This window comes from [Borrelia] finlandensis, assembly GCF_030438365.2.
Lineage (GTDB): Bacteria > Spirochaetota > Spirochaetia > Borreliales > Borreliaceae > Borreliella > Borreliella finlandensis.
The window spans coordinates 723235-744283 of record NZ_CP124070.1 but is presented as its reverse complement, the minus strand read 5'-3'; the positions used below and the strand labels follow the sequence as shown (position 1 = coordinate 744283).

Below are 21049 nucleotides of genomic sequence, written 5' to 3'. Positions count from 1 at the left end.
TTTATAACCAATAATAACTTTTCTAAATAGACAAAAATAAAAGCATCAAAATGAAACGACATAACACATTGAAAAGATCACAACAAAAAATTGTAAAAAGGCAATCGCTTACAATTTCACTAAATTGGGGAGGGTGGGATTCGAACCCACGTAGGCAAAGCCAACAGATTTACAGTCTGCCCCGGTTAACCACTTCGGTACCGCCCCATAAAAGCCGACTGTCGGATTCGAACCGACGACCTGCGGTTTACAAGACCGCTGCTCTGGCCAGCTGAGCTAAGTCGGCAAACAAAAACTAATAGTTAGTTTATAAAAATAAAATTCATTAGTCAATAGAATAATGATAAATAATTAATATAATCTTCCTTAATCTATTTATTACCAGAAAGAAAAATTTTAAAAACAAGAGCAATAAAAAAAATTATAAAACTAAAAATTAAAATTAAATAATACTTAATTTTTTTATTTTTCAAAAAATAAAAAAATATCAGTCTAGTAGATTCAAGCCCAAAAGAAACAGAACTTAAAATAATAGCAAGATCAAGATAAAATTTCTGAAAATTGTAAACAAAAATATTGTAAGAACCGGCCAAAAACACGAACAAACTTAGCAAAGAATTTAAAAACAATACAATAACCAAAATTCTAATAAAATTTGAAAAACGTCTTAGATTTTTTACTTTAAAAGCTTTCATGAAATTTATAAATTTTTTATTATAAAAAGTGCTTGATTTATGATTTCCAAAAGATTGCCAATAACATCGGCTAATGTAATTGTTTTATTTTCAGTTACCATTGATTTGTAAGAAACCGTTAAAGATTTTCGAATAAAAACATTATGATTTTCCAACAGAGACAAGCACCTCTTTTTAAGCTCAATAAAATAATCTACAAATCTATTGGAAACCTTATCAATAGAAACCGATTCTGTTAAGCACCACTTCAAAATCCTTTCCTTATAAGAGTCATCAATTTTAACATCTCTTTTATACCTTTCAAACTCTTCATTTTTATAATCAATCTCAAAGTAAATATTATAAATTTCTTTTTTCAAAGCAGTAATATTATTTTCAATGTCAACATATATATTTCTCAAATCATGATTATTGATTAATACGACATTATTTATAGTTCTTAAAACTTCCATCATTCTAACATCATATATGTTTTTAAAAAAATCATTAAGAAAATATAACTTTTTAAAACTATAACGACCAAGATTTAATTCATTAAAAATCTCCCCTTTTAAATTTAAAATTACACTAGGATCTCTAACAAGATTTTTTATTTCTTTGATAACAAGAACTTTTAAAGAGCTATCACGCTTTTTAATAGCCTGACCCATAACATTTAAAAATAAAATATTCTCATAAAAATTTTTTACATCAAAAAAGGGTACATATTTTTTAGGAGATACAACAGGATTTTTGCAATATACTCTAAAAATATCTAAATAAGGCAAAGTCCTCGACAAGCCAACAATCTTAGATATAATAGATAAAACATTTTTCAATACATATTCTACCCGAGATATATGATCTTCTCTTGAAATTATCTCTGAATTACTAATATCATCAGATATTGAAAAATAATTTGATATAATGCTTTTAACAATATCCTCATCTATCTCAATATCTTTTAATGTATACAAAATGTCAAAAAAGGAATTCAAATACTTACTAACACTTGAAAAGCTGGTTCCAAATCCAACCTCAAAGTCAACAATGCTAATATTCTCAGCACTATCTAAAAGATCTACATTGAAAAATGAAAAAAAAGATTTGTAAGGAAAAAACGCCAAACTATTAAAAACATAATAAAACTCAAACATATCCGAGACAATTTTGTAAGTACTAGATGGAATAGAATCAATATATTCATTTATCTTGACCTTAAGAGATTCTTCTAAATCGTTTTGGGTTTTTTCTTTTTTTAAAAAAAGCTCATATTCACCTTCATCCAAAAAATCTTCCAAATTGTTCTTGGAGTTAAGAACTTTGCTTTGAATAATTTCTAAAATAGTTTGCTCAACAACAATACCACCTTTTTCTAATTTCCTAAAAAATTCTTTCAATTCCATTGAATATCGGCAAACACTAAAAAACATTTCTACAAAACCAACATGCAAACATTCTCTCTTAAAATCTATTACTGGATTTTTACACATTTCATTAATTTGATTTTCCAGGTTTTTTATAACATAAGCTTTATATATATCTTCCTTGCTTTTATCTTTCTGGAAAAAATTTAAAATAGTTAACCACATTCTAATAAGAAATGATTCTTCCATTAAGCGCCCCGAAAGAAATTTTTCAAGCTGAGAATCAACATAAGGCTCATTACTACTATTGGGCAAAACAAAATCGGAAGAATTCAAACCTAAACTTTTTCTTATATCATTCATCAACCTATTTTTAGTCTCCTTTGAAAGTTGACCTATAGAGTTGTATACGCTATTGTTATTACCACTCATAAAACCCCAATAAAACCATTTAAAAATAAAGTACTACTTACAGCATACTTCAAATAAATTAAAATTGTAAATCAATTTTAGAAAAAAATTATTTACACTATAATATAATTTTATATGAATCTAGGAAGAAACAATCCAAATATAATTAAAATTGGTAAAATATTTAAAAAAAATAACTACGAATTTTATTTAGTTGGAGGCGCTTTAAGAGACTTACTACTTAATAAGCAGCCTTACGATTTTGATTTTGCAACAAATGCAACTCCTGAAGAAATAATAACATTATTTCCAAATAACATTAAAACAGGAATAAAACATGGCACAATTGGTATTATTTTTAATAAAAAAATCTTTGAAATCACCACATACAGAATAGAAAAAGAATATAAAAACAACAGAGCCCCCAAACAAGTAGAATACACTAAAAATTTAATTCAAGATCTTGAAAGAAGAGATTTTACAATTAATGCAATTGCAATGGATATTTTCAACTTCAACATAATAGATTGCTATAATGGGAAAAAAGACCTTAATAAGAAAATAATAAGATGCATAGGAAATCCAAACAAAAGATTTGAAGAAGACGCCCTTAGAATACTTAGAGCAGCAAGATTTTCATCCACACTTAATTTTAACATTGAAAAAAATACTTTAATTTCAATGAAATATAAAAAAGAAAATATTTTAATGATTTCAAAAGAAAGAATAAAAAATGAATTTCACAAATTATTAGAAGGCATAAATATACAAAAAGGAATTTATTATCTTAAAAAAGTTGATTTTTTTAAAAATTTTTTTAATCTAGAAATAAAAACAAAAGTAATCAAAAAAATTGCTCTACTTGATAAAAACAAATTTTATCTAAAAGCAATCACAATATTGACAATTAAAAAACCTATCAAAGAACTAAAAGAAAAATTAACTTTACTTAAATTCTCAAATAAAGAAATTAAGCTAATTTTATTTTATAGAAGCATAATCGATAATAACAATATTTTTAATGTCAAAAAATTAAGTGATATTAGATATTTGCTTAGCAAAAGCACAAGAGAGCATTATAAAGAAATAATTGATATATACAAAGCGCTCAAAGGAAAAAATAAAAGATATTTATTTATAATAAAAAACATAAAAAGAAAAAAATTGCTAAAAAATCCTCTCTCTTTAAAAGATTTAAAAATAAACGGAAAAGATATTCAAAATCTAGAACAAATAGAAAACAAAAATATAGGTAAAATTTTAAATATGCTACTACGATGTGTAATTGAAAATCCCAAGCTTAATACTAAAAATTATCTTATAAAAAAAATCAAAACCTTAAAGGTTAATGTTTTCCATAGCTTTTAAAGCTACTTCAGCCGCCCTCATTTCCGCTTCTTTTTTAGATTTGCCCTTTCCATTTGATATAAAATTTTCTCCAACATAAAGTTCCACACAAAAAACTTTATCATGGTCTGGACCTATTTCCTTGTCTAGCTTATAACTTGGTGAGATTTTATATTTCTTTTGAACATATTCTTGTAACAAACTCTTATAATCTTTAAAATCACCCCTATTAAACATCAATCTTATATACATATCAAAAAGTCCAACCACAAATTCTGTTGCTCTTGAAAACCCACTATCAAGATAAATAGCGCCTACAAAAGCTTCAATAGCATCTGCAAGAATGCCTTTTTTGTTTCGACCATCATTACTCTCCTCTCCTCTACCTAGCAAAATATAAGAACCAAGATTAATCTCTCTAGCAATATTAGATAGGGAATCTTCACTAACAATATAAGATCTGGCCTTACTGAGCTCTCCTTCACTTTTATTTGGATAAGTTTTATAAAGATGATCTGTAATAATCAAATTAAGCACAGAATCTCCCAAAAATTCTAATCTCTCATTATTACTAGATTTTTGATCCAACTCATTAGAATACGACGAATGACACAATGCTGTATTCAATAAATCAAAATTACTAAAATCAATGCTCAAATTCTCCAAAAATTTACTCAATTGAGCTTTTCTTTCATTACACAAACAAAAATCAGAAGAATTTTTTTTCATCAACCCTTTCTCTTTTTAATAAAATTAACAACATCGCCTACCGTCTCAAATTCATTGGCTTCGTTCTCTGGAATCTTATCATCAAAGGCCTCTTCAAGCAAATACAAAAGCTCATAAATATCTAGACTATCTGCATTAAGATCTTCAACAAATCTAGAGTCTGTGGTAATTTCATCTTCTTTTTTATCAAGTTGCTCAGATATAATAGACCTAACCTTGCTAAAAATTTCATCATTATCCATGAATACACCTTCCTTACTACAAGCTACAAACCTATTTCTAGATATTGGTTATTCCTATAATATCCACATTTTAAACAAATCCTATGTCTCACGCCAAGATTACCACAATTAGAACATTCTTGAAATTGTGGAATTTTTTTTCTCATATTTATACTACGCCTTGTTCTACTTCTAGATTTTGAAGGCTTAAATTTTGGAACAGCCATTACTTTCTCCTAACTACTTTTAAACTACATTAAATTATCTTAATAATATATATATTAACCAAGTCATTTGTCAATAAACTTAGATTTTAATCTATTAAACACCAATTCTGGAACAAAATTAGAAAGATCAACATCCTTTTTCAACATTAATTCCTTTACAAAATCCGACCTTACATATAAATGTTCTGCACTACTTGGTAAAAATATAGTATCAATTTCAAAATTTAACTTATTATTAACAAGATATCTTTCAAACTCTATATCAAAATCATTAAAAGCCCTAATTCCTCTAACAATAAATTTAATAGAATTAATCAATGCATAATCAACAATAAACCCGCTATACCTATCTACAAACACATTTGAAAAATTTAAAGACGAAACAACATCTTTTGTAAGGCTAAACCTCTCAATATCACCTAGCAAATATTTTTTTGATTTATTTTTAGCTACTAAAACAACAACTTTGTCAAAAATAGCCAACGATCTTTTAATTAAATCAATATGCCCCCAAGTAATTGGATCAAAAGATCCTGGAAAAACTGCCACCTTCATATCAAGAAAGCCTAAACTCCCTATTAATATCTTTGAAAATTTTTTTACGCCATAGTGGTTGTTCTTCTAAATTTTCAAATTCAATTTCCTTAATAATTTTGAAATATAAATATTCTCCTCTAGAAGATGTATCCACAATAAAAAATTTACCAGCACCTTTATAAACCAATTTTTCATTACTTGAAAGATTATTTTCAGATGTTAATTTATTGATAACACAATCAAAATGAACAGGTTTATCTTCATTTTCAACCTTTAAAGACATGCTACAAACAATATCATTTATTTTTTTTTCACAAATAGCACAAGCAACATCAAGATTTATTCTTGTTTTAAATTTTATACTTTTTCTTCTAAATTTACCTTTAAAAACATTTTGTTTATCTGCATTCAAAACAGTCGATTTATTATTAAAACTGTTTAGCGGGGCAACATTTTGACTTTTGCTCTCAGAATTTAATCTTTTATTCTTAAAACCATAAAAACGTTTATTATGTTTCTGAAAATTACTACTCTTGAACTTACTTTGAGTATATTTCAAAATTAACTCTCCTTAACTACAAAAAATAAATATTTACTCTTCAAAAAAATAAAAACAAATATTTAAGAACAAAATCACTCACATAGCCTGAAAGTTTTTCAAAAAATCAAAACTTTAAATCTTTAGCTTTTTAAAGACAAAAGTAAAATTAAACCCTCATTGAAATTTAATAAGAATGGTTAAATAATGCCCTCAATTATAATAAACACACGACCAAGCTTACCAAAATTATTTCTTAAAATAGTAAAAACTCTATTAAATCTTGAATAAAAATTTACAAAACAAAAGATCAATCAAAAACAATTTTTAATCTCAATCTAATTTGATTCATCTTATAGCCTAATTTACTAAAATATTTAAAATAATTAAAAACTAATGCTTAACTTTTTTAATATTAAGGCGCTCCTTTATCTTCATAGCAGCTTTACCGATTCTATTCCTCATATAATAAAGCTTTGCCCTTCTAACCTTTCCCCTTCTTAAAACCTCAACCTTTTCTATAATAGGAGAATATACTGGGAAAATTTTTTCAACACCTATTCCTGAAGAAATTTTTCTAATCAAAAATGTTTTGCCAATTCCCTTGTTTTGGAAAGAAATAACAATCCCTTCAAAACTCTGCAATCTTTCATTACTACCCTCAATAATTTTGTAAACAACCCTCACAGTATCTCCCACATTAAAGACAAAAGCCTCATTTTTCTTATTCTGAGCTTCAATTTTTCTTATCAAATCCATTATCTTCTCCTATTATCTCTAAATATTTAAGGTATAAATCATATCTATTTTTCTTAGTTTTTTCTCTAGCTTTAACAAGCCTCCAATTCTTTATATTTGCATGATGCCCCAAAAGAAGAACTTCTGGAACCTTCATCCCCTTAAAATTATAGGGCCTGGTATAATGAGGATATTCAAGTAATCCATTTTTTATACCAAATGATTCTTCTAATAAAGAATTGGGATTTATTACTCCATCTAGTAACCTATATACACTATCTATTAAAACAAGAGCTGCAATCTCTCCTGAAGATAAAACATAATCCCCAATAGAAATCTCAAAATCAACATACAAATCTATAATACGTTGATCAATTCCTTCATATCTTCCACAAATTATAACAATTTCTTCTCTTTTTGACAAGGAATAAGCCAACTCTTGGCTATACTTTATCCCAGAGGGACTTAAAAATATTGTCGTTTTCTTGGCAGATTCTACATGCTCAAGAGCAAAAGAAATTGGTTCAGCCTTCAACACCATCCCAGCACCGCCCCCATAAGGCAAATCATCACATCTTTTATGCTTATCTTTTGAAAAATCTCTAACATCAACAAGCTCAAAACTTACTATTCCCTTATTAATAGCTTTTTTCATTATTGAATTTTCAAAAAATGGCTTAATTATTGCTGGAAAAAGGGATAAAACCGTAAATTTCATTTTAAAAGATCTAAAACCTTAAGCTCAATTGTTTTTTCTTGAGCATTTATATCTCCAATATATATATTCAAAAAGGGAATAAAGAAAAATTTAATACCCACTCTGACCTCAAGAAATACACTATTTAAATATTCAAAGAAAGCTACAACTTCTCCTAGTTTTTTATTATTATTAACAATGGCATAGCCAATAAGCTTTCCTAAATAATATTCGCCTTCTTTTAAGCTCGATGCAAGCGAATCATCAACCCACAATTCAAAACCAATCAACAGCCTAACTGCCTCTGGGGTATCGATCTCTTCAAACTTCAAAAATAAGGAATTACCCTTTATATTAACATCTACAACTTTAACTTCAACACTGGAACTATTGCTTTTTTTTAAAAGAACTTTATTGTTTTTTAGATTAATAAAATCACAAAAATTATTGGATATGCTTTTAACCTTAGCATACCCATTAACTCCATAAGACGATAATATAACGCCTTTAATAAACATAAATTAATCTAAAATTTCCAATTGCACTCGCCTATTGGTTTTGGCAGCACAAGCTCCAAGCAAAGTTCTAATAGCCCGTGCAATACGACCCCGTCTTCCGATTATCTTGCCCACATCGCTTTGAGAAACCCTTAATTCCAAAATAGTTGATTTTTCCCCTTCAATTACATTTAACCTTACTTCATCTTCTTTATCTACAAGAGACTTTACTATAAACTCTATAAGTTCAATCTCATTCCCATACTCTTTCATTTAAACCTCCTGACTTTTCGCATTCAAGTTGTTTTTATTTAAAAGCATTTTCACTGTATCACTTAAAATTGCTCCCTTGCTTATCCAATCTTTCATTCTATCTTCCTTAATTTTTATTTGGTTTTGCTTTTCAACAGGATGATAATAACCAAGCTCTTCAATTGCTCTACCATCTCTAGGAGACGTAGAATTCATAACTACAATCCTATAATAAGGTCTTTTTTTAGCTCCCATTCTTTTCAATCTTATCTTAACGCTCAAATTTATTCCTCCTTATTTTCCCAAAAGGGATGCAATCTTATTTTGAAAATCTTTGTTTTTCATTTTTTTCATAATCAAAGTTGTTTGACTAAACTTTTTTATGAGCTTATTAACATCAAAAACGGTTGTTCCACTTCCTATGGCTATTCTTTTTTTTCTTGAGGGATTATTCAAAATCACTGGATTTATTCTTTCTTTTTTAGTCATAGAAAGAATAATAGCTTCTTCTTTATTAAAACTTTCTTCATTTAAATTATTGCTATTCAGCATTGATTTTGAAACACCTGGTAAAAAACTTACAAAATTAGAAAATCCTCCTACTTGTCTAATGCGCCTAAATTGACTCAGATAGTCTTCAAAATTAAAACTGGCTTTATTAATTTTTTCCTTAAGCTTAATAACCTCTTCTTTGTCAACAACACTTTGAACCCTCTCTACAAGACTAACAACATCCCCCATGCCAAGAATTCTAGAAGCAATTCTTTCTGGGTAAAAGGAATCAAGATCTTCGATTTTCTCTCCAACACCAATAAATTTAATGGGAACTGCACAAATACTTTTAAAAGATAATACAGCCCCCCCCCTAGTATCTGAATCAAACTTAGAAAATATTGCACCGGTAAGTCCAACATTCTCATCAAATTCCTTAGCAATATTTACAGCAACTTGCCCCATCATAGAGTCTACTACTAAAATGGTTTCTGTGGGTCGCAAAATCCCCTTTATTTTTTTTATCTCTTCAACCAACAAAGATTCAATCTCAAGTCGTCCTCTGGTATCAACTATTACAGAATCAAAAAAATTAGACTCGGCAAACTTCATGGACGCTTTAACAATTTTAATAGGATCTTTTTCCCCTTCAATTGAAAATACTGGAACACCTACTTGACCACCCAATGTTTTTAACTGCTCTACGGCTGCCGCTCTAAAAGTATCAGCAGCTACAAGAAGTACTTTTCTATTTTCCTTTTTAAGCTTTAAAGAAAGCTTGGCGCATGTCGTGGTCTTCCCAGAACCTTGGAGTCCCAACATAAGAATATAAGATTGCTTATTGGCAGGATGTAAACTAAGCCCATAACTTTTGCCTCCCAAAAATTTAACAAGATTATCATTGACAATTTTAATAAACTGAGATTTAGGATCAATACCCCTTAAAACTTTTACTCCCTTGGATTCTTCAATTATAGAATTTAAAAAACGCCTTATAACTCTTAAGTTAACATCAGCATCAACTAAAGAATTTTTAATAATCTCAATAGCCTCTGCAATGTTTTTATCATTTATCGTAGATTTTCCAGAAAGATAGTTTATAAAATTTCTAAAATTTGACCCTAAACTTTCAAGCATTAAAAGCAACCCTTATTCTCAAAAATAATCTTGTCAAATATAAGATACAAAAAAAGGCAATATTAATCAATATCTCCTCCAGTCAAATAAAATTTATTAAAAATAACACTAGAAGCAGGTCCAACAACAGAAACTTCAGTATCTAATGAACTAAGCTTTAATACTATATTCTCTTTATTAAGCTTTTTAATCTCTTCTTTTAACAAATCAAAAAAAGCTTTTAATTTAAAACTTTGACCATAGAGTACTAAATAATTAAAATCAAGCATTCTTTGAATATTAATAATAATTATTGCCAAGTATTTAACAGTATCTTGCATAATTTTATTTATAAAATCATATTTTTCATAAAGAGAAAAAATGTCATATATCGTAACCTTTTTCAATCTGCCCTCATACTTTTCATAAAGCTCGGGAATCTCACCATTCATAAACTCTTTGGAAATCAATCTCTGCAAAGCAAAATTAGATATTAGCATATTGACACAACCCTTATTACCACAAGTTGGACAATTTTTTTCTCCCTCATAATCAATTATCATGTGACTAACCATACCTGATTTATTATTAAAACCAGGATAAACATTGCCGCCTGACCAAATCGAAAGTTCAGCAGTATCTGTGTAATCAAAAAACATAATATTATCTATATTCTTACCCATAAATTCAGCAAGAGATAAATTTTTAACATAACTTTCAAGATAAACTGTTAGTGAAAAGTACTCCTCAAGTATTCTCTTAACAGGAACATCTTTTTCAATCCACGATCCATAACTATCATTAACAATGCCTAATTCTTTATCCTTTATTAACCCTGTAATACTAAAGCCTAAGCCAATAAACTTATCTCTTGAGAAATTATGTTTCCAAATAATTTCTATCATATGATCTTTTATTTTTTCTAAAATGTCATAAGCACTAACTGGGGGCTCAAAAGAATGAGTCTCGCTTATTAAAACCTCGCATTTAAGATTGGCAATACCTATTTGAAAATAATTGCTAGAAATAATAACTCCCATTGAATACGCATAATCTTTATTAATATCGAGAAGTATTTCTTTTCGTCCATGTTTTTTAACATCAGACACCCTAGAACCAACTTCAATCAAAAGATTTTCTTTTATCATTTGATTAGTCAAAATAGTAACTGCAGCATTTGTCAAGCTTAACTTACGAGCTAGGTCTGTTCTTGAATATTGCATATTTTTCAAACTAAGAAGAATTTTTCTTCTATTTCCGCCTCTAATTGAAACCATATTTTCACCCTGCATAATACACCTCCTTTATTTTTAAAATAAAAAAAATATTATAAAATATCATATCAAAAAAACCAATACAATATTTTATCTATTCTTAAAAGACAAACATGCCTTTATAAGGCTAAAAAACATTTTACATCATAATATAACATTCATAAAATATCAAAAACTTAAAGCTTAACAAAAAAGGGAATAAAATCATTTTTACATAAAAACTCATCAATAAAATTAATTAGATTTAAAAATAATAAACACAAGAAAAGTCATTTTGCCTTAAAAACCACTAACTTTAACTTACTTTTTCCTTAAAATAAGAAAATTCCATAGTAAAACTGCCCCTTCCTTTAGTAGAACTTCTCAAAATAGAGGCATACCCAAAAAGTTTCTCAAACGCCGCCTCTGATTTTATCAAGTCATACTCTCCAATATTGCTAACTGAATGAATAACACCCCCCATAACATTTAATGTAGAAATAATTTCTCCTGTATGCTCAATGGGTGTTCTAATTTCTAATAACATTATTGGCTCAAGTCTAATAGGATCTGATTTTTGAAAAATACTATGAAAAGCAAATCCTGAAACTGACTCAAAAGCACTCTCGCTAATCTTATTGGTCCCACAAACAATAGAAAAAATACTAACATTAATATCAATAATGGGATATCCAAAAATTCCACTTACAAATGCAGATGTAATTCCCCTCAATATTGCAGACTTAATTACAGGTTCAATGCCACATTCAAAATCAATTTTATTTCCCGCACCCCGCGACAAAGGTTTAATGATCATTCCAATTTTAAAATTAATATTTTTGCCAGCAAAAATATTGTTAAACTCAAAAACTTCTTTTACAATTTTGCCAGCACTTTCTCTGTAACTTACTTGAGGTTTTCCTGTATAAACATTAAGATTAAATTCATCTTTAATTCTTGTTAAAATAATCTCAAGATGTAATTCACCCATTCCAGATATAATTAATTGCCCTGTTTCTTTACTCTCAGAATAACTAAAGGTAGGGTCTTCTTTAGATATTATTTCAAAAATTTCCTTAAGCCTAACCTCATCTGATGATCTTTCAGGCTCAACAGACATTAAAACAACCGGCTCTGGAAACATAACAGACTCAAGTAAAACATTATTATTCTCTTCAACAAGAGTATCTCCTGTAACAGAAAACTTTAATCCTAAAACAGCACCAATATCGCCTGTTTTTACAAAATCTATTTGTTCATTTTTATTTGAAAAAACTCTAAAAATTTTTGTAAACTTTTCACGCTTACCATTTGAAGCATTGATAATTTTTTTATTAGGATTAATCTCGCCAGAATAAACTCTAACAAAATAAAGATGAGAAGCAATCACGCTTGAATATTGAACTTTAAAAACAAGGGCTGACAATTTTTTATTTTCATTAGGAGCAACTAAAATTTTTTTATTTGTGTCTAAAGAAAAAGCGCTAAAACTTTTTTCAAAAGGACTTGGCAAGTAATCTACAACCGAATCAATCAAAGGTTCTATTCCAATATTTTTTAAACTAGTTCCCATTAAAACAGGAATAATAAATCCAAAAATAGTACCTCTTCTAATCTCTCTTTTAATAATATCTAAACCAATCTCTTTGTCTTCAAGAAATAATTGAGTAATTTCTTCGCTAAATTGGCTAAGAATGTCTATTAATTTTTTTTTAAAAAGAATTGCTCTTTCAACAAATTCTTCTCTAATTTGACTATAAGTTAATTTTGGAATTCCATTTTCCATTGAAAAATGAAGCTCTTTATTTAAAATAATATCAACCACTCCTTCAAAATTGCTTTCATTTCCAATTGGAATTTGCAAAACCAAAGGAATAGTTTTAAATTTATTTTCAATATCTCCCACAACTTTAAAAAAATCAGCACCTATTCTATCCATCTTATTAACATAAGCAAGTCGCGGGATTTCGTATTTTTCTGCCTGTTTCCATACAGTTTCTGTTTGGGCCTGAATTCCATCAACAGCGCTAAAAATAACAATACCCCCGTCAAGAACTCGAAGAGATCTTTCAACTTCTGCTGTAAAATCCACATGCCCAGGAGTATCAATAATGTTTATTTGACAATCTTTCCAATGGCAAGTAATGGCAGCTGAACTAATAGTAATTCCTCTTTCTTGCTCTTGAGGCATCCAGTCAGTAATAGTGTTCCCTGAATCTACATCTCCCATTTTATGACTTTTGCCAGTATAATAAATAATTCTTTCTGTGGTAGTAGTTTTTCCAGCATCAATATGCGCCATAATTCCAATATTTCTAATACTCATAAATCCCCAACAACTACTACAGCCTCAATGCAGATAAATTCATTAGCACAAGTTAAGCCTTTTAATAAAATTGCTATTTTGCATCACACTCGCAACATTTGCTTTCATTCTCATCGTGACAAAAACAACCACAATTTTCAAGCAATGCCTTATGCATCCATAAATGTTTCTCAAGATCACTCATGATATCATCCATAATATTAGCAGTACCATAATCACCAGCAGTATCAATTAATTTTCTCATTCCAAAAATATTCTTCAAAATCTCAGTAAGACTGCAAACAATGCTTTCCATTGAAGGCAAAAAATTAGAAGTTGATTCAATATCAAGCTCCTTAATAAAGGATTTTTTCATAAACTCAGAATACCTAAATTCAGAATCATATCCAAGCATTCTTGATCGTTCTGCAACAATATCAATAATTTTTTCAATATATTCATAAAGTTTTTGAGTTTTTTTGTGAATAACAAAGAAATTGGTATCTTTTATATTCCAATGAATACCTCTTAAATTAGAATAAAAAATATGCAAACTTGCTAACAATTCCTGTAATTTTAATTGTATTGATTCTAAATCATCCTTTTTTATATAGCTTAAATACTTTTCCATAACTATCTCCTTTATATAATTATTATAATACATAATGAGATATAATTATAATTTTAATACCATAATAAATAAAAAGGATATTTAATGAAACAATTGATTTTAATTTTTACGCTGTTTTTATCTCAAGCATGCAATTTAAGTACAATGAATAAAATAGATACAAAAGAAGATATGAAAATTCTATATTCAGAAATTGCTGAATTGAGAAAAAATTTAAATCTAAACCATCTAGAAATAGATGATACCCTTGAAAAAGTTGCAAAAGAATATGCCATTAAACTGGGAGAAAATAGAACGATAACTCACACCCTTTTTGGCACAACCCCAATGCAAAGAATACATAAATACGATCAATCCTTTAATTTAACAAGAGAAATACTGGCATCAGGAATTGAACTTAACAGAGTAGTTAATGCATGGCTTAATAGTCCAAGCCACAAAGAAGCTCTTATTAATACAGATACCGATAAAATAGGTGGCTATAGATTAAAAACGGCTGACAATATAGATATATTTGTAGTCCTTTTTGGAAAAAGAAAATATAAGAATTGACACCATTAAAGCTTATGCTGTATACTACTTATTAGTAATAAAAGGGCTCATAGCTCAGTTGGTCAGAGCGCCTGCCTTACAAGCAGGATGTCGGGAGTTCGAATCTCTCTGGGCCCAAAAATAATCTAAGTCTCAATTACCTTTAGCTGTAAAAGCAAATTTATTTTAGAATCTTTAAGCATATTATTTAATTCTTTTTGCACTGTATTAGCTTTTATTAGGCTTTCAAAAAGAAAAATAAATGCTCCTCCTTTACCAGCACCACTTAACTTGCCAGAAAGAGCACCCAATTTGATCCCCTCACTTATCAGCCAATCAAGAGTATCATTAGACAACCCCAAACGCTTTAAACAATATTGTGCAACATTCATTTCATTAGCTAAAAAATACACATCCTTATTCTGAAAAGAAACATAAGAATTGCTTACAGCAAGGCCAAGCTTTTCAATAAAAACAAATAAATCAGCATTGGATAATAGCCGTTTTTTCAAACTAACAACTATTTCTTTAGTTGTTAAATCTCTTTTTATTGCTCCTATTAAAAAATAAAAACCAGAATCTTTTATTTTCTTTGAATGTAAAACATCTTCTTTTTTCTCTAAATAAAAAGTTCCATTAAGATCGATTAGTCTAATATCCATTCCAGAAGATTTGCCATGAAAAATGTTTTCAATTTGATTTGCCAACAAAATTTTATTACAATCCTTATATTCAAAATGACTTGTAATATATTCTGCAAAACATAAACTAAGACTAGCAGAAGAACCAAGGCCAACTCCAATAGGAATTTCAGAAATTATATCAAACTCAATGGGATTAACTTTGTTATAATTTGAAACAATAAAACTTATAAGGCTATTTAATCTTGTACTGGGTTTTCCTAAATATTTCCAATTTTTAGATGTACTATAAACCAGGTCCATGTAAATTGGAACTGTAGCTCCAATAACCGGAAACCCATAAACAGCACTATGTTCGCCTAAGAACAATATTTTAGCAGGCTTTCTTATTCTTAACATCTATCGCTTTCAAACTTAATGCCTTCATACTCTAAAACAATTGGAATAATTTTTGACAAATCGAAAGCTTCAATATTGGGCCTGTAAACTAAAAAAGTTTCATTTCCGGCTCCCAAAGCTTTAATCAAATCACATTGACCTAAAAGGTGATCAAAACTTGAAGGCAAAGCTGCCGAAACTCCTATTGCCTCTCCAATTGCCAATCCCAATTCTTTAGCCCTTCTTAAACTAGAAATTAATGCGGATTTAGAATTGCTAACATTTAAAACAAGCTTTTTCATCTCCAAATTGCATTTCAATATAAAATCTAAAATAGAATCTCTATGTTTATTGTATTCATAAATAGACGCAGTAGTTTTAATTGCTTGCAAACCCTGCATCAAATAAAAATTATTAAACTCTACACCACCCAGCTGCCTGCATTTAGGATTAAAGCCGCCTTCAAACTCAACAACACCCCCAAAAATACTAGTAGCAATATCATATCCACTACCTATTCCTCCTTGAGAATACCTGTAAGCTTCCAAGCAATATTTAAAAATTTCATCTTTCTCAACAACATTGATAGCATTGTGAATTAAAAAAAGCCCACACGCTATGCCAATAGCAACGACAGCACTTGAACCAAATCCTTTTTTAGTTCCATCATTAAAGAAAAAATTACTTGTATCAATATATACATCATATGCAAAATTCTCTAGATTAAAAAAACAATTTTGACTCAAGTAAACAAACATTTTAAAAACAAAATCGCTTCTATTTTCTATTAAAGAAAAATCGTCTATTTCTTTCTTTTTACTAAAAAAGCGCCAAGAATCGCTCTTTTTAAAAGAAAAAAATGCTCTCTTGTTGATGGCAATTGCCAACCCCAATCCCTTTTCCTCTAAAATAGCATACTCCCCCATTAAAAGTAAATTTCCGGGCACAGAAAAACTAATCAGATCCATTCTAAGTCACACCCAACCTTTGAAACAATAAAATTAATGCCAGTAAAATTTTGCTTAAGTCCTTTTAAAATAGTATTTAAATTTTCCTCCAAACAAAGAAACTTTACTTGGGGGCCTGCATCCATTGTCTCAAATACAAAAATCCCCTCATTTCTCAAATCAGCAGCATACCTAATTAAATCTATTGTACTATTTTTAAAATAAAAAATAGAAGATGCAAACATTAAGGCAAACATATTCTGATAACTTTTTACAATGGTTGCTCCAAAATGTATAAAATCTTTTTTTAAAAAAAAATATAAAGCGTCTTTAAAAATCTTTTTACTAGAGGCAATCCAAGCATCATAATAAAATTCATGCCGTTTGCAAATATTCATTGCAGCTCTTGAAGACAATTCTTTTTCATTACTATCAATTATGGCAAATATTATTCGCAAATCATTAAAATAAGATTGATCTCTTAATTGAAAAGATTCTTTTGAACCCTCTTTTAAAATAGTAAACCCCCCGTAAATGGCCCTTGCCGCAGAAGCTGATCCCACTCTTGCAAGATTAGATGCGCTATTACAAGAATATTTATTAAAATATTTCAAAATACAAGCAGCAATAGAAGCAAAACCTGAACTTGAACTTGCAAGGCCTGCTGCTGTCGGGAAATTGTTTTTACTTTTAATTTTAAATCTAACATTTGGTTCATTAAGAATTTTTCTTGCATAATCAAAAAATATCTTTTCTCTATTTTTTAATATAACTGGCTTTGAATTTAAAATTATTTCATCTCGATTTGAAAGTTCAAGCTCACTTATTGAATAAAACTTGTCAACACTAACAGCAAGACTGGAAGTCGCTGGAATGTTTAAAAAAACATCCTTCTTCCCCCAATATTTAATTAAAGCCAAACTTGCATGAACTTTACACTTTATTTTCATTCTCTAACCTTATTTTCTTCAAAATTTTAAAAGCAAAATCAAAAGAATAAATATTCATTCTTTCCATTTCCAATAATAATTTGTCTTTTTCAAAATCAGAAATATTATATTTTGTCTTTAAAAGGCAAAGTATTTTATTAACATGCAATCTCATGTGACCCTTTTGAATCCCATTAAATGCAAGAGCCCTTAATGCTGCAAAATTACTAGCAAGTCCAACACAAGAGAGAATACCAATAAATTCGCTCTTACTATTTACATTCATAATTTTAAAACTTAAAATTGACGCTTCACTAAAAGATATAACCCCACCTTTAGTTCCAACTTGCAAAGGAATTTCAATTTCTCCAACTAAAGCATTGTCAGTGGTATAAAATTTACTAAGGGGGAGATATTTACCGCTTTTTGAAGCAAATTTATGGACAGAAGCCTCAAGAGCTCTTGTGTCATTAAAAGTTGCAAGACACACCCCTGTAATTCCATTCATAATGCCTTTATTATTAGTAACAGCTCGCTCCTCTTCGTAAAAACCTATACTAGAAATAAGTTCAATTTTTTTAGCCAAATTCCAAGAATCCTCTTTACCCGGTAGCAAATGCTTAAAATCTAAAACAAAACGGGCTTTGGCTGTAAATTCACTAATATCATTACTTAAAACTTTTAAAACACACGCATATCCGAATTCTAAAAAAATATATTCTGCTACACGCTCTGCAATTGAGTTTAGCAAATTAGCACCCATAGCATCACAAGTATCCACATAAAGATTTAATTTTTGAATACCTAGCTCTTTAATGTACCTAGTTGACAACCTTCTAAATCCACCCCCCCTTTGATTCATATTAGTTAAAAGGGGACCAACCCAAGTCTTAATTTTATCACCAAGGTCAACAAAAATTTTGCTTAAATCTTTTTCCGATTTTATATAAATTTGAGAAATTCCCAACACTTCACCCAAAGAATACCTCAAATTAGCATTTTCAAGAATCTTTGCCGCAAAATTTAGGGCAGCAACAACAGAAGATTCTTCTGTTGCAATTGGCAAAGAATAGTATTTGCCATTTATTTTCAAATTTTTTACAATTCCAATAGGAAAAGATAAATATCCAATATAATTTTCTATCATATTAAAAAGAAAATCTTCATTGGCATTATTATAAAAAAAATCTTTATAAGATAATTCCAAAAAACTTTTTATCTCTTGCCTTTTTTCTAAAACGCTTTTATGTCTAAAATTTTTACTAAGTTCCATAAAACTGCTTAAAAACTCCAAGTTCATCAAGCAAATAACTACTCAAAAAATACTTATTATTTCTAAGCTCTGATAAACTTTTGCTTCCACTTAAAAACATAGACATTTTTAAAACATGCTCATAATCAGAAAAAAGACTAAATACAGCATCTTCTCCTGAATCATAAAAAGCCCTAAGAACAACTGCTGCAACACCTATAAGCCTAGCTCCAAGGGCAATGCCTTTAGCAATATCCATGCCCGTCTCATATCCACCAGATGCAAAAATATTAGCCTTTAGAAAATCATCAACACTAAGTAAAGTAAAAATCGAAGGTATACCCCAATCAGAAAAACAAGATGCAATGTTCAGATTATTACTCTTCATGCCTTCTACTAAAATCCAATTAGTTCCACCACTCCCTGAAAGATCAACATAAGAAACGCCAAGGCTGAACAATTCCTTAACGTCTTTTGGCGAAATTCCAAAACCTGTCTCTTTGACAATCAATGGAACACTTAAAAAGTCTGACAATTTAGCTATTGACTCTCTTATTCCTTTAAAATTTCTGTCTCCATTAACATTCATCAATTCTTGTCCTGCATTAAGATGAACAATAATTGCATCAACTTCTAATCTTTTAATCATTTCAGCTATTTTAGAAATACCAAACTCAACAATCTGAACAGCACCAATATTGGCAAACAAAGGAATATTATGAGCATACCTTTTAAGAGCAAAGTCTCTTATGTACTCGGGATACTTAAACAAAAGCTTAAAAGAACCTAAACCCATAGGAATTTTTAAATCATTTGCAATTCTAACTAAAGACTTATTAAAGTCATTCCCCTCTTTACTGCCTCCTGTCATGGAAGAAATAAAAACGGGCATGCTAATATTGTATCCAAATATCTCTTCTTTTATGTTTATCTCGGAAAAATTAAAATCACTAAGAGCATTGTGTTTTAGCTTAATAAACTTTAAGAAATTACAGCCACTTTTAACATCGTTTTTATTTAAACAAATCTCAATATGCCTTTTTTTATTTTCTAATATATTAGGCTCGATACCCATAAACTCGGTATCCATCATTCCTTAGTTCTTTTAAATAAAATCCCCTGGATTCACCAGGAACTATTTTATTTTGAAAAAAATCTTTATATTCTTCAAAATTTGCATTATTTCTATTTTTTATAAGACCTTCAAGATCCCATAATTTAATAACATCAAAAGCACTCTTTTCGATGGTAAGTTCATAAATAATCATAATATTGCCAGATCCATAAGAACAAAACAATATCTTTTCCCCTGTAATATCTTTCTTGGAAAATACTCTTTTTAAATAAAATGCTAAAGACAAAAAAATTGAACCTGTATACAAATTTCCCACTTCCATAGCAGCTTCAACTCCATCGTAAAAATCTATTGATTCTAAATAAGCATTTCTAACAGATTCGTTATCACTATAATATTTTTTCAAAATATAATGCATTGAATCTATTGGCATTTTAGCAAAAGGAACATGCAAAACAAACCTATAATTAGAAAATAAATCTTTCATACTAAGTTGCTTTTTGAAAGCAAAATCTCTTAAAGCATTTTCGTTTGCATTATTGTAACATTCAACTGAATACTGACCTCGCACCTTAGCCTCAACACTTCCAAAAGGCCTAAAAAAATCGTCAACATCATCGGTATAAACTCCAAATTCAGATAAATTGATCGAAAGTAGCTTTGGATTTTTTTCAATCAAAATTGCAGTTGCGCCGGCTCCTTGGGTAATCTCAGCCGTAGTAAGATTGCTATAATGCGCAATATCTGAAGAAAAAACTATGCCGTATTCAGAATTATTGGAATGGCTTAAAACACTTGCCACAGTGTGCAAAGACATAGCAGCACCAGCACACGCATGTTGAACCTGGAAAGTTAGAAAATTATTTCCCAGACAAATACCAGATTGCTTTAAAGCTCCAAAAACATAGGAAGAAATGGCCTTTGAATGATCAACGCCTGTCTCAGTTCCACCCAAAAGCATTCTAATTTTGCTTAAATCAAGATTATTGTTATCAAAAATAAGCTTAACAGCCGAACTTGCCATGGTTACACTATCCTCATTAGGACTGGTAAACCTAAAACCTTTTTGCAAGGTTGCATCTATTGCTCTCTTGATTTTTTTAAAAAAAACTTCATTAGAAGAATATAAAGGATTTTCCAAAAGAACAGAAAAATCTAAATAATTTAAAGGTAAAAAAATTCTAACATCACTAATACCTATTTTCATATACTCCTCAATGAATTAATGGCCTTAAGTATTATATTATAATTTACAAAAATTAGC

24 protein-coding genes and 3 tRNA genes are annotated in these 21049 nt (G+C 29.1%); 3 read left to right on the top strand and 24 right to left on the bottom strand.

The features are described from left to right. Nucleotides 1–125 precede the first annotated feature (125 nt). The 4 genes from QIA19_RS04125 to QIA19_RS04110 form a co-directional block, all read right to left on the bottom strand. Nucleotides 126–207 (bottom strand) — tRNA-Tyr (locus QIA19_RS04125). A gap of 5 nt (nucleotides 208–212) precedes the next feature. Next, a tRNA-Thr gene (locus tag QIA19_RS04120) sits at nucleotides 213–286 on the bottom strand. Nucleotides 287–371: 85 nt separating this feature from the next. After that, nucleotides 372–695 carry a hypothetical protein gene (locus QIA19_RS04115; RefSeq protein WP_002557295.1) on the bottom strand — a complete coding sequence of 108 codons (324 nt, stop codon included), beginning with the start codon at nucleotides 693–695 and terminating at the stop codon, nucleotides 372–374. A 5-nt stretch (nucleotides 696–700) separates the two neighbouring features. Continuing rightward, nucleotides 701–2473, bottom strand: coding sequence for a hypothetical protein (locus QIA19_RS04110; RefSeq protein ID WP_301366022.1), 1773 nt, complete (start codon nucleotides 2471–2473; stop codon nucleotides 701–703). Nucleotides 2474–2587: 114 nt separating this feature from the next. On the opposite strand from QIA19_RS04110, the gene QIA19_RS04105 reads away from it, so the two are divergent. After that, nucleotides 2588–3820: a CCA tRNA nucleotidyltransferase gene (locus QIA19_RS04105; protein ID WP_301366020.1), complete on the top strand. Its 1233-nt coding sequence runs from the start codon at nucleotides 2588–2590 to the stop codon at nucleotides 3818–3820. Here QIA19_RS04105 and rnc read toward each other — a convergent pair. The 14 genes from rnc to napA all read right to left on the bottom strand — a co-directional run bounded on the left by rnc (nucleotide 3791) and on the right by napA (nucleotide 14032). After that, nucleotides 3791–4528: a ribonuclease III gene (rnc, locus tag QIA19_RS04100; RefSeq protein WP_301366019.1), complete on the bottom strand. Its 738-nt coding sequence runs from the start codon at nucleotides 4526–4528 to the stop codon at nucleotides 3791–3793. The genes QIA19_RS04105 and rnc overlap by 30 nt on opposite strands. Beyond that, entirely contained in the window at nucleotides 4528–4770 is a 243-nt protein-coding gene (acpP, locus tag QIA19_RS04095; protein ID WP_002656801.1) for an acyl carrier protein, read from the bottom strand. The genes rnc and acpP overlap by 1 nt, the downstream gene beginning before the upstream one ends. A 23-nt stretch (nucleotides 4771–4793) precedes the next feature. Next, nucleotides 4794–4976: a 50S ribosomal protein L32 gene (gene rpmF / locus QIA19_RS04090; RefSeq protein ID WP_002557290.1), complete on the bottom strand. Its 183-nt coding sequence runs from the start codon at nucleotides 4974–4976 to the stop codon at nucleotides 4794–4796. A gap of 63 nt (nucleotides 4977–5039) precedes the next feature. Next, nucleotides 5040–5531, bottom strand: coding sequence for a pantetheine-phosphate adenylyltransferase (gene coaD / locus QIA19_RS04085; protein WP_008882239.1), 492 nt, complete (start codon nucleotides 5529–5531; stop codon nucleotides 5040–5042). Nucleotide 5532: 1 nt separating this feature from the next. Continuing rightward, entirely contained in the window at nucleotides 5533–6072 is a 540-nt protein-coding gene (locus QIA19_RS04080; RefSeq protein WP_301366018.1) for a hypothetical protein, read from the bottom strand. A 372-nt stretch (nucleotides 6073–6444) separates the two neighbouring features. Beyond that, on the bottom strand, nucleotides 6445–6810 hold the full coding sequence (rplS, locus tag QIA19_RS04075; RefSeq protein WP_002557286.1) for a 50S ribosomal protein L19: 366 nt from the start codon (nucleotides 6808–6810) through the stop codon (nucleotides 6445–6447). Then, nucleotides 6788–7507, bottom strand: a complete 720-nt coding sequence (gene trmD / locus QIA19_RS04070) for a tRNA (guanosine(37)-N1)-methyltransferase TrmD (protein WP_301366016.1) — start codon at nucleotides 7505–7507, stop codon at nucleotides 6788–6790. The genes rplS and trmD overlap by 23 nt, the downstream gene beginning before the upstream one ends. Further along, nucleotides 7504–8004: a ribosome maturation factor RimM gene (gene rimM / locus QIA19_RS04065; protein WP_301366014.1), complete on the bottom strand. Its 501-nt coding sequence runs from the start codon at nucleotides 8002–8004 to the stop codon at nucleotides 7504–7506. Before rimM ends, trmD begins: the two co-directional genes overlap by 4 nt. A 3-nt stretch (nucleotides 8005–8007) precedes the next feature. Then, nucleotides 8008–8256 carry a KH domain-containing protein gene (locus QIA19_RS04060; protein ID WP_301366012.1) on the bottom strand — a complete coding sequence of 83 codons (249 nt, stop codon included), beginning with the start codon at nucleotides 8254–8256 and terminating at the stop codon, nucleotides 8008–8010. Then, nucleotides 8257–8517 carry a 30S ribosomal protein S16 gene (gene rpsP / locus QIA19_RS04055; RefSeq protein WP_008882209.1) on the bottom strand — a complete coding sequence of 87 codons (261 nt, stop codon included), beginning with the start codon at nucleotides 8515–8517 and terminating at the stop codon, nucleotides 8257–8259. It abuts the gene before it with no gap. 12 nt (nucleotides 8518–8529) lie between these two features. Further along, nucleotides 8530–9864: a signal recognition particle protein gene (gene ffh, locus QIA19_RS04050; RefSeq protein ID WP_301366009.1), complete on the bottom strand. Its 1335-nt coding sequence runs from the start codon at nucleotides 9862–9864 to the stop codon at nucleotides 8530–8532. 62 nt (nucleotides 9865–9926) lie between these two features. Next, a complete protein-coding gene (badR, locus tag QIA19_RS04045; protein WP_002557280.1) occupies nucleotides 9927–11135 on the bottom strand; it encodes a host adaptation transcriptional regulator BadR in 1209 nt (402 codons plus the stop codon). A gap of 277 nt (nucleotides 11136–11412) precedes the next feature. Beyond that, the gene (gene fusA / locus QIA19_RS04040) at nucleotides 11413–13422 is read right to left on the bottom strand and encodes an elongation factor G (RefSeq protein WP_301366005.1); all 2010 of its coding nucleotides are present in this window, start codon (nucleotides 13420–13422) and stop codon (nucleotides 11413–11415) included. A gap of 73 nt (nucleotides 13423–13495) precedes the next feature. Continuing rightward, entirely contained in the window at nucleotides 13496–14032 is a 537-nt protein-coding gene (gene napA, locus QIA19_RS04035) for a neutrophil-activating protein NapA (protein ID WP_008882307.1), read from the bottom strand. Between the two features lie 84 nt (nucleotides 14033–14116). Here napA and QIA19_RS04030 point away from each other — a divergent pair, with 84 nt between their 5' ends. Beyond that, entirely contained in the window at nucleotides 14117–14584 is a 468-nt protein-coding gene (locus tag QIA19_RS04030; protein WP_301366002.1) for a BB0689 family surface lipoprotein, read from the top strand. A gap of 43 nt (nucleotides 14585–14627) precedes the next feature. Beyond that, a tRNA-Val gene (locus QIA19_RS04025) sits at nucleotides 14628–14701 on the top strand. Between the two features lie 8 nt (nucleotides 14702–14709). Here QIA19_RS04025 and mvk read toward each other — a convergent pair. The 6 genes from mvk to QIA19_RS03995 are packed head-to-tail and all read right to left on the bottom strand — an operon-like array spanning nucleotide 14710 to nucleotide 20992. After that, nucleotides 14710–15603 (bottom strand): mevalonate kinase, encoded by an 894-nt coding sequence (gene mvk, locus QIA19_RS04020; RefSeq protein ID WP_301366000.1) that lies wholly within the window; start codon nucleotides 15601–15603, stop codon nucleotides 14710–14712. Further along, nucleotides 15597–16550: a GHMP family kinase ATP-binding protein gene (locus QIA19_RS04015; RefSeq protein ID WP_301365998.1), complete on the bottom strand. Its 954-nt coding sequence runs from the start codon at nucleotides 16548–16550 to the stop codon at nucleotides 15597–15599. The genes mvk and QIA19_RS04015 overlap by 7 nt, the downstream gene beginning before the upstream one ends. Further along, nucleotides 16541–17479, bottom strand: a complete 939-nt coding sequence (mvaD, locus tag QIA19_RS04010) for a diphosphomevalonate decarboxylase (protein ID WP_301365996.1) — start codon at nucleotides 17477–17479, stop codon at nucleotides 16541–16543. Before mvaD ends, QIA19_RS04015 begins: the two co-directional genes overlap by 10 nt. Beyond that, nucleotides 17463–18731 (bottom strand): hydroxymethylglutaryl-CoA reductase, degradative, encoded by a 1269-nt coding sequence (locus tag QIA19_RS04005; protein ID WP_301365994.1) that lies wholly within the window; start codon nucleotides 18729–18731, stop codon nucleotides 17463–17465. The genes mvaD and QIA19_RS04005 overlap by 17 nt, the downstream gene beginning before the upstream one ends. Next, complete coding sequence (fni, locus tag QIA19_RS04000) at nucleotides 18721–19785, bottom strand: type 2 isopentenyl-diphosphate Delta-isomerase (protein ID WP_301366242.1); 1065 nt, start codon at nucleotides 19783–19785, stop codon at nucleotides 18721–18723. Before fni ends, QIA19_RS04005 begins: the two co-directional genes overlap by 11 nt. Beyond that, nucleotides 19769–20992 (bottom strand): hydroxymethylglutaryl-CoA synthase, encoded by a 1224-nt coding sequence (locus QIA19_RS03995; RefSeq protein ID WP_301365992.1) that lies wholly within the window; start codon nucleotides 20990–20992, stop codon nucleotides 19769–19771. Before QIA19_RS03995 ends, fni begins: the two co-directional genes overlap by 17 nt. Nucleotides 20993–21049: the final 57 nt, after the last annotated feature.